Below are 13,473 nucleotides of genomic sequence, written 5' to 3' on the forward strand. Positions count from 1 at the left end.
TTCGGCCGAAAAAAGGGCCTTTCGCACGTTGTCATGGCTAGCCAGCCGGTCGCAACCGGTGAGCATCGCGCCAGCGCCCAGCAGCGCCATGCGGCGGGTCAGGATCATGGTCGTTCCTCCGGCACCCGGTATCGCCCGGTAATCATCGACCGCACTTCGTTGATCGGTCCGGCCAAGATCACCATCAGGATGTGAACGATGAAAAATGCGGCCAGCGCAAAGGCGGCGATGAAATGCAGCGAACGCGCCGATTGTCGCCCATCGAACATGTCGACCAGCCAGGGCCAAGCCGCATTCATGCCAGGTGCCATGGTCAGCCCGGTCAGAATGACGAGCGGCAACAGGATGAAGATCACGCCGACATAGCTGGCCTTCTGCAGGACATTGTAGCGCAACGCCGCTTGCCCGGTTGGGAAGCGCAGCCGGGCATGGTCCTTGATATCCTGCCAGATGTGACGCGGGCGCAGATCATCGCGGCGGAATGCGAGGTCGCGGGTTACATGCCGGTTGGCGAGGCTCCAGAGCATGTAGAACAGCAGCGCGAAGGCAAAGATCGGCGCAGCGGTCAGATGCCAGTGGCGCGACATCGCGAGATTATAGAGGCCAGGCAAGGTGATCCAACCGGGAAAGCGCTCCAGTTCCAACCAGGCATGGTCGAAATTCGCCCCATACTGCCCCCAATAGAGGCGGGGATGGGCGTTGAAGATGCCAAGGCCGCTGGTGAACAGGACATAGAGCAGCGCGGCGTTCAGCCAATGCCACAACCGGGTCGAAAGCCGATGGCGCTTGACGGTGATGCCGTCGGTGGGAGTGGGGCTATCCATTGGCGCAACCTTACGCCTTTTTCGGGGAAAATCCACGAAGCCTGTATGACAGTCGGCACCCAGCCCGATGGCTGTCAATGTCACACTTTTGCAACATAAATCAAGAATCATGACCACTTACAATCCAGCCCCTTTGCAAATCAACAGGGCGCACCTAGATGGCAATCACGCGATGCCGATGCGGATCGCGTTCATGATCGCTAAAAATAAAAGCAATCATGGATAGGATAAACATGGCGCATATGGCGCCATGAAATCTTCGCGTCGAACCAAATAGCCTGACGATAAACTATGTCAGGCAATATAATAATATCGAGGAATTTATGAAGACTGTGATTTTCGCAGCTATTGCTGCTGCCGTTGTTGCAACCCCTGCCGTCGCTCAGGACGCTGCACCCTTCACCGGGCCGCGCGCTGGCGTCACCATGGGCTATGACAAGATCGGCGGCGAAGAAGGCTTCGCTTATGGCGTGACCGCTGGTTACGACCTGGCGCTGACCCCTCGCGTCACCGGCGGCATCGAAGTCAGCCTGGGCGACACCACGGTCGACGATTTCGGCCTGGACGTCAGCCGCGATCTCGCTGCGTCGCTGCGCCTTGGCTTCGTCGCCACGCCGCGCGTCCTGGCGTTCGGCAAGGTCGGCTATGCCACCACCCGCTTCGAAGTCGATGGTGACGGCGCTGGCCTGGAAGGCGTCCGCTTCGGTGGTGGTCTGGAATTCGCGGCGACCCCGTCGACCTATATCTCGGCCGAATATCAGCGCACCGAATATGAGCAGAATATCGGTGGCCGTGACGCCGCGATGGTCGGCGTCGGCTTCCGCTTCTGATCCTTGCGGATCCGTTGAAATGACGAAGGGCGGTCCTGCAAAGGGCCGCCCTTTTTCTATGCTGGGAGCGGCTGTATGTCGGGTTCGATCCAGGCGCGCCGTGCCGCAGGGGCCATCAGCGTCTCGCGCGACCAGTAATTGAACAGCCAGTCCTTGTTCCCAAGCGGCGACGCTATCAGGGCGCAAAGGCGGTTGCGGGTGTCGCGTCCGCCGGCAATACGGCCAGCAAAGCGCGGGTCATATGCAGCGACGCCTGGGTGATCGTTTCATGATAGCCGCCCGTGTCGCTGTTCACCCCGCCGACGCTCTGATTATAGCGCCGGATCATCGCGGGCATGTCGCGTTCCGGATCGATGTCGGCGCGCGTCAGGATCAGCCAGAGCGCGGTCGCGAAATGCGCGCCATGGGTCCATGCGGCCTTGGGCAGAGTGCAATCGCAAAAGCCCGTCGCCAGCCGTTCGATCTCGTCATCCGTCATCATCAGTCCCCCAAAGAAAAACCCCGCCGGATCAGGGCGGGGCTATCGTTTCGTGCCTTACTGGGCGCACGTAACCGGCGCGCGTCATCCCAGCGCCGCTTGCTTCTCCGCTGCCAGCCGGTCGAGTTCGGCCCGGCTCTTCTTCTCGCTCGCCGACTTCAACTGGCCGCAGGCCGCCATGATATCGCGCCCGCGCGGGGTGCGGACCGGCGCGGAAATGCCGCCTTCGAACACGATGGAACTGAACGCGCGGATACGATCAGGCGTCGAGCATTCATAATCGCTGCCCGGCCAAGGATTGAACGGGATCAGGTTGACCTTCGCGGGCAGCTTATATTTGCGCAGCAACCGCACCAGTTCGCGGGCATCCTCGTCGCTGTCATTCTTGTCGCGGATCATCACATATTCAAATGTGATGCGCCGGGCATTGCTTGCCTTGGGATAGTCGGCACAGGCCTGGAGCAGCTCCTCAATCCCATATTTCTTGTTGAGCGGCACCAGTTCGTCGCGCACTTCCTTGGTTACGGCATGGAGCGAGACGGCGAGGTTCACGCCAATCTCTTCGCTCGCGCGCGCCATCATCGGGATGACGCCGCTGGTCGAAAGCGTGATGCGGCGGCGCGAAAGCGCGAGGCCATCGCCGTCCATCACGACCTTGAGCGCATCGCGCACATGCTCGAAATTATAGAGCGGCTCACCCATGCCCATCATCACGATATTGGTCAGCATCCGCCCATCAGGCGAATATTGCGGCGCGTCCTCGTCTTCGTCGTCCAGCACCGCGACGTTGCTGCCCATATTGCCCTTGGGCCATTCGCCCAGCGCATCCCGCGCCAGCATGACTTGGCCGACAATCTCGCCCGGCGTAAGATTGCGCACCAGACGCATCGTGCCGGTATGGCAGAAACGGCAGTTCAGCGTGCAGCCGACCTGGCTCGACACACACAGCGTTCCCCGATCCGCATCGGGGATGAACACCATCTCATAATCCTGCCCGTCATCCGAGCGGAGCAGCCATTTGCGGGTGCCATCGTTGGAAACTTGCGCCTCCACCACCTCCGGTCGGCCGACGACGAAGCGCTCGGCCATCCAGCCGCGCATCGGCTTGGCAAGGTCCGTCATAGCCTCGAAATCGGTCTCGCCACGATGATAGAGCCAGTGGAACAGCTGCTTGGCGCGCAGCTTGGCCGCTTTCCCGTCCAGCCCTGCCTCCTCCAGCACGGCCTTGATCTGCGGGCGCGACAGGCCGAGCAGGTCGGTGCGGCCATCCGCGCGGGGCGTGACGGCGCGGGGCACGGGCACAGGATCGATGAGGCCGGGAATCGGCATGACAAGGTTGGCGGCTGATTGCATAGCCGCGCCCATAGTCGATTTTCACAAAATGTGAAAGCGCGCGCCTACCGCACCCGTGCGCAGCCCAGCGCCGCTGCATCGATCGCCGTCGCCGCGCCGCGCAGGGCGTAGCTGTCGGCAAAGGCGCGGCCCAGCGCGTCGATGCTTTGCACGCTCATGCTGCTGGCTGATCGCATGGCTGCGATGATCGCCGCATCGCCGCGCGCGTCCGCGGCCCAGGCGTCAACCTTGCCTGCGACCAGGGAGAATCGGCGCTCGCCCACGCTCAGCGTCACCGGCGCCTTGTCCGACCGGGCGCGGCTGAGGCGCAGGTGAATCTGCCCGCGCACCCGCTGGCGTGGCCAGGTGCCGACGGAGGCAAAGCCTTTGCCGCGCCTTCCACCGCGCATCACCGATTGGGCGATGGCATAGCAACGCGGCGTCGCCGGGTCACGAAAGGCGCCCCAACCGTCGAATATTCCAAGAGAATCGCGTGCCGAGGCTGGCGCGATCGCAAGCAGCAGGGCCGTCAGGAGTAAAAAGGCAGCGCGCATCCGAACGGCAAAGCCCAACCTGTCCCCATTTGCAACCCTGGTGCAGCGTGAAAGGGTGAGCGAGTGCTTGCCCACGCCGCAACAGCGGTTATGAAGAACCATCCATCATTGTCGCCGGGATTCGACCGAATCCTGGCTATCGGCTTAAAAAGAAACGGACAGATCAGGGACATGAAGGCCACCATCGAACGCGCAACGCTCCTCAAGAGCCTGAGCCACGTCCAGTCGGTGGTCGAGCGCCGGAACACTATTCCCATCCTGTCCAACGTGTTGATCGAAGCATCGGCCGATGGCGCGATCAAGCTGATGGCGACCGATCTCGACCTCCAGATCGTCGACAGTATTGCAGCCCAAGTCGAGCAGCCCGGCGCGACGACCATTTCGGCGCACACGCTGTTCGACATCGCGCGCAAACTGCCCGAAGGCAGCCAGGTCTCGCTCCAGGCGGCCGAGGGCAAGATGCTGATCCAGGCCGGGCGCGCGCGCTTCAACCTGTCCACCCTGCCGCGCGACGACTTTCCGGTCATTGCCGAGGGCGAACTGCCGACCAGCTTCGAACTGCCGGCCGAAACATTGAAGCAGATCATCGACAAGACGCGCTTTGCGATCTCGACCGAAGAGACGCGCTATTATCTGAACGGCATCTATTTCCACGTCGCCGACGACGGCCAGCCGGTTTTGCGCGCCGCCGCGACCGACGGCCATCGCCTGGCCCGCATCACCGTGCCTCGCCCCGATGGCGCGGACGGCATGCCCGGCATCATCATTCCCCGCAAATGCATCGCTGAACTGCGCAAGCTGCTCGACGAGGTCGATGGCTCGATCCAGATTGCGCTGTCGGCGAGCAAGATCCGTTTCGGGCTGGGCAGCGCGATCCTGACCAGCAAGCTGATCGACGGTACTTTCCCCGATTATAGCCGCGTCATCCCGACCGCGAACGACAAATTGCTCAAGATCGACCCGCGTGGCTTCGAAGAAGGTGTCGATCGCGTCGCGACCATCGCGACCGAAAAGACCCGCGCGGTCAAGATGAGCCTCGACCGCGACAAGATCACCCTGTCGGTGACCAGCCCGGAAAACGGCACGGCGGCCGAAGAAGTACCCGGCGCCTTCCAGGGCGAGGGCTTCGATATCGGGTTCAACGCGCGCTATCTGCTCGACATATTGGGGCAGATCGACAGCGATCTGGTCGAGCTGCATCTGGCCGATGCCGCCGCACCGACCTTGATTCGCGAGAATGATGCCAGTCCCGCCCTGTATGTCCTTATGCCGATGCGTGTCTGAGTAGCGGGCGCTACTGCCTGACCCGATGATGTAATCTTATGATTACAGGAGTTCGGGTAGTAAGCCTCTGTCAACGACTTGGCGCTATTGTCGGGCGCATGAATCCATTGCGCGCTTCCTTGTCCGATCCGTCTTCGCGGCCGATGACCTTGATGGTCGCACTGGGCCTGACGGAAAGCGGAACCGAGGTTTCCGCATCCTGGATTTCGGGAGCGTTCGCGCCGATCGCGCGCTTATGGCCGTTGATCCTGCTGGCGAAGATCTGCATCGTCAGCCTCCTGCATATCCCCTTTTATCACGCAGGGGACGGGGAGCAGGCCGTAGTCCTGGCTATCATGCTGTTGGTCGACGGCGTCTTGATGATCGTCCCGCGCCAGGCGTCGTTTCAAGCGGTCAAGCCCCATGTCCAGAATCGGCTGATGTTGCCGATGGTGTTTTTGTCGGGGCTCTGCTTCAGCCTCTGGCTAGGGCAGGCACCCGCAGCGGCGTCGGCACCTGCTTTTCTTTTGGCAGTCCCCGAATTGGCCGTCGCTCTATTGGCTGTCTGTATTTTCGGCGACAGGCGTCTGTTGGGGATCGGCTATTTTCTCGGCCTGTTGCTGGTGGCCGTGACGGAACATGCCGGTGTCACGCACATCGGCATGCTGTTGTGTTGCGTGATCGTGATGGCTGTTGCGACGGTGCGGCAAGCCACGGTCGATCGGGACTGCGCCATCGAACGGCATAGGCAGGACCTGCGCGCGCAGCGTTCCGATCGACTATTGTTGGAGCATGAGCGCACCGGGCGGGGCTGGTTCTGGGAAACCGACCGGCACGGATGCCTGACCTACATATCCGATACGCTGGCGCAAACGCTTGATGCGCGCGAAGGCGCGCTGATCGGCCGCCCGATGACGGAAATCATCCGGCCGGGCGACAGGCAGCAAGGCGACGGGGAGCGCACACTGGGCTTTCATCTGTCGGCGCGGACTGGCTTTTCCGACCTCTCGGTCTGCGCGGCGATGGCGAAGGAAGAGCGATGGTGGTCGATCTCCGGCCAGCCGGTGTTCAACGAATATGGGCAATTTCATGGCTTTCGCGGCAGCGGCACGGATCTGACGGAAATGCGCCGCAGTCAGGCCGAAGTGACGCGCCTTGCCCAGTTCGATTCCCTCACCGGCCTTGCCAATCGTATCCAGATGCTCAGTTCCTTGGAGCAGGCGGTCACGGAGCGGCCGGGCCGACCAGGCGATTGCGCGTTGATGATGCTGGACCTTGATCGGTTCAAGCTGGTCAATGACACGCTGGGCCACCCTGCAGGAGACGCGCTGCTGCGCCAGGTCAGCCAGCGACTTAAACGCACCGTCGGCGACAAGGGGTTGGTCGGGCGTCAGGGTGGCGACGAGTTCAAGATATTGCTGCCTGGACATCATGACCGGGATGCATTGGCCCTTCTGGCCCAGACCATCATCAACGCGGTGGCCCAGCCCTATTCGATCGAAGGCAATGCCGTCGTCATCGGCGTATCCATCGGCATATCCTGTGCGCCCCAGGATGGCGTTACGGCTGATGCGCTTATTCGCAACGCCGACCTTGCGCTCTATGCGGCGAAGGGTGACGGCCGAGGCAGGCATCGCTTCTATTCGTCGGAAATGCATGCCGACGCCGAAGATCGCCGTCGCCTGGAACAAGATCTTCGCCATGCGCTGGCCAGCGATGGCCTGCATCTGGCCTATCAACCTGTCGTGTCATTGCGGACTGATCAGATCACCGGATATGAGGCGCTGTTGCGCTGGACGCATCCCGTGCGGGGGCCGATTTCGCCCGCCTTGTTCATTCCCATCGCCGAAGACAGCGGGATGATCAGTCAGATCGGCGAATGGGTCATCCACACCGCCTGTCGAGACGCAGCGCAATGGGACGACGGCATTCGCGTTGCAGTCAACGTTTCGCCGACGCAATTTGCCAATATCGGCTTTCCGTCCACGGTCATGAATGCGCTCGCCGCGTCGCAACTGGCTCCCGAACGCCTCGAACTTGAAATCACCGAAAACGTCTTCTTGAACGACGATGATGGCACCGACGCCATGTTCGCACGATTGAAGGCATTGGGCGTGCGATTGGCGCTGGATGATTTCGGGACGGGCTATTCCTCGCTCGGCTATTTGAAGAAGGCGCCGTTCGACAAGATCAAGATCGACCAGAGTTTCGTGCGGGGCGCGGCCATCAAGGGCAGCCGCAATAGCGCCATCATCAAGGCGATCGTCAGCCTGGCGGAGGCGCTGGGGATGGATACGACCGCTGAAGGCGCGGAAACGCAAGACGAACTGGCGCTGATCCGGCAATTGGGGTGCAGCCATGTTCAAGGCTATATTTATGGCCGCCCCATGCCCTTCGTCGATGTCATGGCAAGCCACGACACGCATGGCGCCAACGTGGCGATGGATGGCTTTAAATCCAGTCGGCCCAGTCGCAAGACCATGTTGCGAACCGTGGCCATTCACCACCAAGGCCATGTCTACACGGGTCGAGTCCGCAACATCTCGGCCACTGGCGCGCTGATCGAAGGGCTATGGAATGTGCCATCCGGCACTTTGTTCGCCATCGAGTTGGCAGAAGGCCAATCGGTCAATGCGACCGCCAAATGGTCGAAGGGCGACCGAATGGGCGTAGAATTTGCTGGTATGATTGATCTGAGTGCCTTGCGTAATGCGCCCAAAACGCTCGCGTCCTGATCTGCTTATTGTGTAACTAAAAGACTGGTTCAGCAACAAAATATCACCATTTTTCGCAGGAACACCGGGGTTCGGCAGAGATTATGCTCCACGGATACACCCGATGGAGAATAAGATATGCGCAAAGGTGATGATGACGGTCGGACGAACTCTGGACAAAGGTCCGGCAGAGGCAATCGCGCCATATTGGGATTGGTGATCGTCTTGGGCGTCGCCACTTTGAGCGCTTATTATATTTCGGGAAAAGACACGCCAGTGCAGCCCGCCAGCGGTGCCGCCAACGCCATGGCACTCGCCAGTTCCAAACCATCCGCGCGTTGAACGCGTGACGCGCAAAAAAGAGGGGAAGAAGCCATCGGGCTCTTCCCCCTTTTTTTCTACGCTGCGTTCAGGCCGCAATCGCGACTGGCTCCACATCCATCTCCACCAGGCCGCGCGCCACGGCCTTGATCAGGGTGACGAAGCGCGTGGCTTCGCGCACGATCATCGCCTTGTTGAAGCAGGCGGCGGCGCCCCGGTCCATCGCTTCAGCGACGATCGGTGCGCCTTCGCGCATCAGGCTGGACAGCATGATGACCGGGCATGGGTCCATGTCCATGATCTCGTCCAATATCGCCATGCCGTCCTTGCCGGGCATGGCGATGTCGAGGGTCACGACATCGGGCTTTTCCAGCCGGATCATGTCGATCGCTTCCTCGCCATTGCGGGCGATCCCGACCACCTGAACCCGGCGGTCGCGCTCCAGCAACGTCTCGATCATCGCCCTGATGGTGAGCGAATCGTCGACAACCACAATCCTGATCGGCTTCATCCCGTCGTCTCCCGAACCTTTGATAGCTGTCATAACGGCAGGACAACGACGGGCTTTAGGCGTGGCTAACAGGAATTTAACTACGCGGCCTGTTCCCGCCGCCAAAATTGGGAGAAAATAGCTTGCGGATGCTGATCGACACGGTGCGGCCCAGCGGGTCGAGATAGCCGGGCTGATACCGCAGCGGGGTCATGCCCGTGGCATCGGTGACCTCGCGGCGCTGGTTGAAGATATTGTCGATGCCGATCGACACCCGTGCCCCGCGCAGGAACGGCATATCCTTCACCAGCATCGGCATTTGCCCCAGATTAGCGAAGATACGCAGGTTTGCGGTAGCGAGGCTGCCGAAGTTCAGCCGTGATCCTCCACCAAGCGCGCCATCGACATGGGTGCCGCTTTCCCAATCGATGCCCAGCCGTGCCCCGATACCGTTATTGGTATATCCGATCCGCGCGTCGATCTCATGCCGGGGTTGACCGCCAGCCGATCCAGTGGCGTCGCCGTTCAGCAGGTCGAGTTGCGGCACGCCGCGCGCAATGTCGATACTCTCTGTCAGATGCCAGGTGTGATAAAGGCTGAAGCTTATCCGTCCGCCGCCCTGGCCACCGCCGCGTCCGCCGCCAAAGCCGCCGCCGCGTGGGCCGGACGGGCGCCCGCCTTCTTGTCCCGCGCCCCTTTCGCTGCGCGGCCGGTCGGCGCCCTCCTGCCCTGGCGCGCGCTGCGGCCGATTGCCGAACAAGGCCGCCAATTCCGGTGGCCGGTCTTCGGGCTTGCCGCCCGACGCGCGCCACGTTTCCACCAGCTTCTGGACATGCGATTTGAGCGGGATCGACAGGTCAAAGCCCCAGCGCAATTGTTCACTCTGCGACCGCAGGAAGTTGAGCGGTCGGGCGTCGATCTGAAGCAGGCTGCCGTCCGCATCGCGCAGGAAACGTTGCGGGAAGGCGGCTTCCAGCGCCGGTGTCGGCGTAGGAAAGGCTGCGACCGGGTTGCTGGTCCGGCTGTTGAGATAGGTGGCGGTCAGCGTCAGATTGGGCTTTTCGAACGGCTTGACCCTGGCCGACAGGCGGAACTGGTCGCGCACGCTTGCGCGCAGCGCCGCGCTGCCGCCTGATAATTGGGTGACGAACACACTCTGCCCGGTCGCATAGTCGAAGACCGAGACATTGGGCGTGGCGATCAGCGGGTCCGTGATTTGCGCGCCCGTTGGCGCGGCCCGATCCTGATTAGCGGATGCCAATATCTGCACCGCCTTCACCGGTTCCCAGCGCAGGCCATAGCCCAATGTCGAAAGCGTCCCGAAATCCGAATAATGCTGCGCGGCAGCATTCAGGTTGACGCTGATGTCGCCGACGGCGCCCAGCACATCCCTCGATCGGCTGGTGATCGGCAGGTCCAGGCTCAACTGGCCGCTACCGATCTCGCGGCTATAGCGGGTTTCGCTCTCGACGCCCGACCGGGTCGACCGGCTGTCAAAGCCATTGGCGGATGCACCGATCCTGATCGAGCTGGTCACGTCGCCAGCGGGCAGGTCGAACAAAGTACCGCTCAGCAAAAGATCGCCCTGCACCGCCTGGCTTTTCGCCCGCGCCCGGTCGGACAGGCGCGTGGCGATCAGGTCGGGCGCGAAACTGCCATAGGGATTGACGCTGGCATCACCCGCATCGAGCGCGGCCTGGATCGCACCGCTATCCACCCCACGGTCGGTGCGGGTGCGGGTGATCGACAGGTCACCATTGCCGGTGAAGGACCATTGCCAACTGCGCCCCAACTGACCGTTCAGCGTCAGCCCGATATGCCCCGTGGTGCCGCGTATCTGCTGCTCCAGTGCGCCTGCCTGTGCCAGATAGCGATAGAGCGTCGTATCGCCTGCGAAGGGAGAGAAGGGGTTGCCGCCCGGCAGCGTCAGCGCGTTGGCCGACAGACCCTGCAACGAATCATTATCCGACAGTTCCAGTCGTCCATTGAGCGTGGCGGTCACGCCGCCCAGCGCGCGGGCCAAGGTCGCGTTGACCGAGAAATTCTCCGTCTCCGGGCTCAGGCTGCGATAGCGCGTTAGGTCGCTGACGCCGGTGATGTTCGCGCCTGCGACGAAATCATTGAGGCTGGGGGCACCGGACGCTGCGCTAGTGGGGACGCTCGCCACGGTCACGCTCTGCCCCGCAAGGGCCGAAAGCGCCGGGTCGATCGGATCGCCCATAGTCGGCGCGGTGATATTGCCGCTAAGCGAATAGGGGCGGCCGGGCGCAGTCGGAAGGATGCCGCGCTCATTTTCCAGCAGCGCGGCAGCGCGGCTATATTTGAGATTAAGGGTGAAGCGATTGTCGCCCTGAATGCGCAGCATCCCGGCTTCGACCTGGCCATTCTCCCGCCCGCCCTGCGTCGTCACGCCCGCGCGCGCTTCGGCGGTTTCGGCGCGGAACCGCTCGCGCAGCACGACATTGACGACCTTCTGCGTCGGCGCATAGCCATAGGAGAGCGCGACCTGTTCGGGCATGATTTCGACCCGCGCTACCGCTTCGGAGGGAATGTCCTGAATTTCCGAGAAGCTCGATATCCGCTTGCCATTGAGCAGAATCACCGGCGAACCATTGGTCTGCGGCGACAATTCGCTGATCATTTCGGAAATGGACGTAACGCCCAGCGCGCGGACATCGGCAGCCGATAGGGTCTGTTCCGGTTCGATATTGCCGATCACCGATCCGCGCGGGGCTTGGCCGGTAACGATTATCTCTTCGCCCTCTATATCCTCCATCTGGGCGGGTGGCGCGCCGACGGGCACCTCCTGCGCCATCAGCGCGGCGGGCGCTGTCCCCAGCAGGAACGGAACAAGCACTATGGACGTGGAAAACCGCACGAAAACCCCCCAAAATCAGACCGGATGCTGATGAACGATTAGCCGCCACTTGTCGCAGAACTCTGGCAACCGACAGACGAATTTGTCGCAACATGTAATGGCGCGGCTGAACCGGGGCTGGCCGAGGTGGAACATGGCGAAGCCAGGCCGGGGCTGCTAGAAGCAACGCCATGCGCGCACTCTATCCCCCGATCACCCCCTTCGCCTCCGGTCATCTCGACGTCGGCGACGGCCACCTTGTCTATTGGGAACGGGTAGGCACCCCCGGCGCGAAGTCGGCCGTCTTCCTGCATGGCGGGCCGGGTGGCGGCATTGCGCCCGACCATCGCCGCCTGTTTGATCCGGCGCGCTATGATGTGTTGTTGTTCGACCAGCGGGGATGCGGCCGATCGACACCGCATGCGGACCTCAACGCCAACACCACCTGGCATCTGGTGGCCGATATCGAGCGGCTGCGCGCGATGATGGGCATCGACCAATGGCTGGTGTTCGGTGGTAGCTGGGGATCGACGCTGGCGCTCGCCTATGCGCAGACGCATGGGGAGCGCGTGTCGGAACTCATCCTGCGCGGTATCTTCACGATCCGGCGCAGCGAGATCGACTGGTATTATCAGCATGGTGCAAGCCGCATCTATCCCGACAAATGGGAACGCTTCGTGGCCCCCATCCCGGTGGAGGAGCGTGGCGACCTGCTCCACGCCTATCATCATCGCCTGACCGGACCGGATCGCGCCGCGCAGATCGCCGCCGCCCGCGCGTGGAGCGTGTGGGAGGGCGAGACGATCCGCCTGTTGCCCGACCCCGCGCTCTCAGCGGCGCATGACGCGGACGATTTCGCGCTAGCCTTTGCCCGCATCGAAAATCATTATTTCGTCCATGGCGGCTGGATGGAGGAGGGCCAGTTGCTGCGCGATGCAGGCAAGCTGGCGGGCATCCCCGGCGTCATCGTGCAGGGGCGCTACGACATGGCCTGCCCGGCCGAAACCGCTTGGGCATTGCACCGGGCCTGGCCGCAGGCGCGCTTCGACATGATCGAAGGCGCGGGTCATGCGTACAACGAGCCAGACATACTCGACGCGCTGATCCGCGCGACCGATGGCTTTGCAGACTGAACGACATGGGGGAGAGTGGCATGCGGACGATGATCATGATGGTGGCCGGTTTGGGCCTTGCCGCTTGCGGCGGGAATGACGCGCCGACGGCCGCCGCGAACAATCAGGTCGCGCCGGACACAGGTGCCGCGGCGCAAGTCGCGCAGTTGGACGACGCCCAGCGCAATGGCGTGCTGGAGCGCGCGATTCGGGCTTCGGGCGCGACCTGCCCAGTGGTGAGCGAGTCGGTTCGAACCGAAGTGCGCAAGGGCGTGATGGGCTGGAAAGCGCAATGCGACAATGACACCGCCCATCTGATCGAAATCACCAGCGACGGCACTGGGCGAGTAACCAGCCGCCGGGATTGAGTGGCGTCAGGCACCGCGCCCGCTGGACGCCCTCGCCTCCTTATTCGTGCGGGCGTAGCGATCGGTTGAGGCTTTCGAGCACTTCGGCGATGGGTTCGGTGACCGTCACGCTGCGGCCTTCGCCGAAGCGGATGCGGGTGCCGTCGTTGACCGATGAGACGAAGGTGACCTGAGTGGCGTTGACGGCAGTTTCGGTGCGGTCCGTCCCCACGAACATGACGAGCATGGCTTCCTCTCCTTTTTTATGGAAGCACAGCCTATCGCGATTTTCGCGGCGCGCCAGAGACTTTATGCAGTGGCGCGATAAGGCGGGTCAAGCGGCGCGGATTT

The 13,473-nt window shown here is 62.3% G+C and carries 12 protein-coding genes and 1 pseudogene; 5 read left to right on the top strand and 8 right to left on the bottom strand.

From position 1 onward, the window contains the following. Positions 1-104: 104 nt before the first annotated feature. The gene (locus IL54_RS05655; protein WP_037473885.1) at positions 105-824 is read right to left on the bottom strand and encodes a cytochrome b/b6 domain-containing protein; all 720 of its coding nucleotides are present in this window, start codon (positions 822-824) and stop codon (positions 105-107) included. 323 nt (positions 825-1,147) lie between these two features. On the opposite strand from IL54_RS05655, the gene IL54_RS05660 reads away from it, so the two are divergent. Beyond that, positions 1,148-1,654 carry an outer membrane protein gene (locus IL54_RS05660; RefSeq protein WP_037473887.1) on the top strand — a complete coding sequence of 169 codons (507 nt, stop codon included), beginning with the start codon at positions 1,148-1,150 and terminating at the stop codon, positions 1,652-1,654. Positions 1,655-1,710: 56 nt separating this feature from the next. Here IL54_RS05660 and IL54_RS05665 read toward each other — a convergent pair. The 3 genes and pseudogenes from IL54_RS05665 to IL54_RS05675 form a co-directional block, all read right to left on the bottom strand. Then, positions 1,711-2,132: pseudogene (locus tag IL54_RS05665) on the bottom strand (hypothetical protein). 84 nt (positions 2,133-2,216) lie between these two features. Beyond that, the gene (gene rlmN / locus IL54_RS05670; RefSeq protein WP_037477887.1) at positions 2,217-3,485 is read right to left on the bottom strand and encodes a 23S rRNA (adenine(2503)-C(2))-methyltransferase RlmN; all 1,269 of its coding nucleotides are present in this window, start codon (positions 3,483-3,485) and stop codon (positions 2,217-2,219) included. Between the two features lie 44 nt (positions 3,486-3,529). Continuing rightward, on the bottom strand, positions 3,530-4,018 hold the full coding sequence (locus IL54_RS05675) for a hypothetical protein (RefSeq protein WP_037473889.1): 489 nt from the start codon (positions 4,016-4,018) through the stop codon (positions 3,530-3,532). Positions 4,019-4,189: 171 nt separating this feature from the next. Here IL54_RS05675 and dnaN point away from each other — a divergent pair, with 171 nt between their 5' ends. Beyond that, positions 4,190-5,302, top strand: a complete 1,113-nt coding sequence (dnaN, locus tag IL54_RS05680; protein ID WP_037473891.1) for a DNA polymerase III subunit beta — start codon at positions 4,190-4,192, stop codon at positions 5,300-5,302. A gap of 70 nt (positions 5,303-5,372) precedes the next feature. Here the strand turns inward: dnaN and IL54_RS25300 are convergent, their stop codons facing one another. Then, entirely contained in the window at positions 5,373-5,570 is a 198-nt protein-coding gene (locus IL54_RS25300; protein ID WP_237236512.1) for a hypothetical protein, read from the bottom strand. Between IL54_RS25300 and IL54_RS05685 the strand changes: the two genes are divergently transcribed. After that, positions 5,506-8,016 carry an EAL domain-containing protein gene (locus tag IL54_RS05685; protein WP_443211272.1) on the top strand — a complete coding sequence of 837 codons (2,511 nt, stop codon included), beginning with the start codon at positions 5,506-5,508 and terminating at the stop codon, positions 8,014-8,016. The two genes, IL54_RS25300 and IL54_RS05685, sit on opposite strands and share 65 nt — an antisense overlap. Positions 8,017-8,404: 388 nt before the next feature. Here IL54_RS05685 and IL54_RS05690 read toward each other — a convergent pair whose 3' ends face one another. Then, positions 8,405-8,827: a response regulator gene (locus IL54_RS05690; protein WP_037473893.1), complete on the bottom strand. Its 423-nt coding sequence runs from the start codon at positions 8,825-8,827 to the stop codon at positions 8,405-8,407. A gap of 76 nt (positions 8,828-8,903) precedes the next feature. Further along, complete coding sequence (locus IL54_RS05695; protein ID WP_037473895.1) at positions 8,904-11,684, bottom strand: TonB-dependent receptor; 2,781 nt, start codon at positions 11,682-11,684, stop codon at positions 8,904-8,906. A 170-nt stretch (positions 11,685-11,854) separates the two neighbouring features. Here IL54_RS05695 and pip point away from each other — a divergent pair, with 170 nt between their 5' ends. Both pip and IL54_RS05705 read left to right on the top strand, forming a co-directional pair. Then, the gene (gene pip, locus IL54_RS05700; RefSeq protein WP_037473897.1) at positions 11,855-12,796 is read left to right on the top strand and encodes a prolyl aminopeptidase; all 942 of its coding nucleotides are present in this window, start codon (positions 11,855-11,857) and stop codon (positions 12,794-12,796) included. Positions 12,797-12,816: 20 nt separating this feature from the next. Then, positions 12,817-13,143, top strand: a complete 327-nt coding sequence (locus IL54_RS05705) for a hypothetical protein (RefSeq protein ID WP_193378817.1) — start codon at positions 12,817-12,819, stop codon at positions 13,141-13,143. Positions 13,144-13,183: 40 nt separating this feature from the next. On the opposite strand, the gene IL54_RS05710 is transcribed toward IL54_RS05705, so the two are convergent. After that, positions 13,184-13,369, bottom strand: coding sequence for a hypothetical protein (locus tag IL54_RS05710; RefSeq protein ID WP_037473899.1), 186 nt, complete (start codon positions 13,367-13,369; stop codon positions 13,184-13,186). Positions 13,370-13,473: the final 104 nt, after the last annotated feature.

Origin of the sequence: Sphingobium sp. ba1 (genome assembly GCF_000743655.1) — a bacterium.
Lineage (GTDB): Bacteria > Pseudomonadota > Alphaproteobacteria > Sphingomonadales > Sphingomonadaceae > Sphingobium.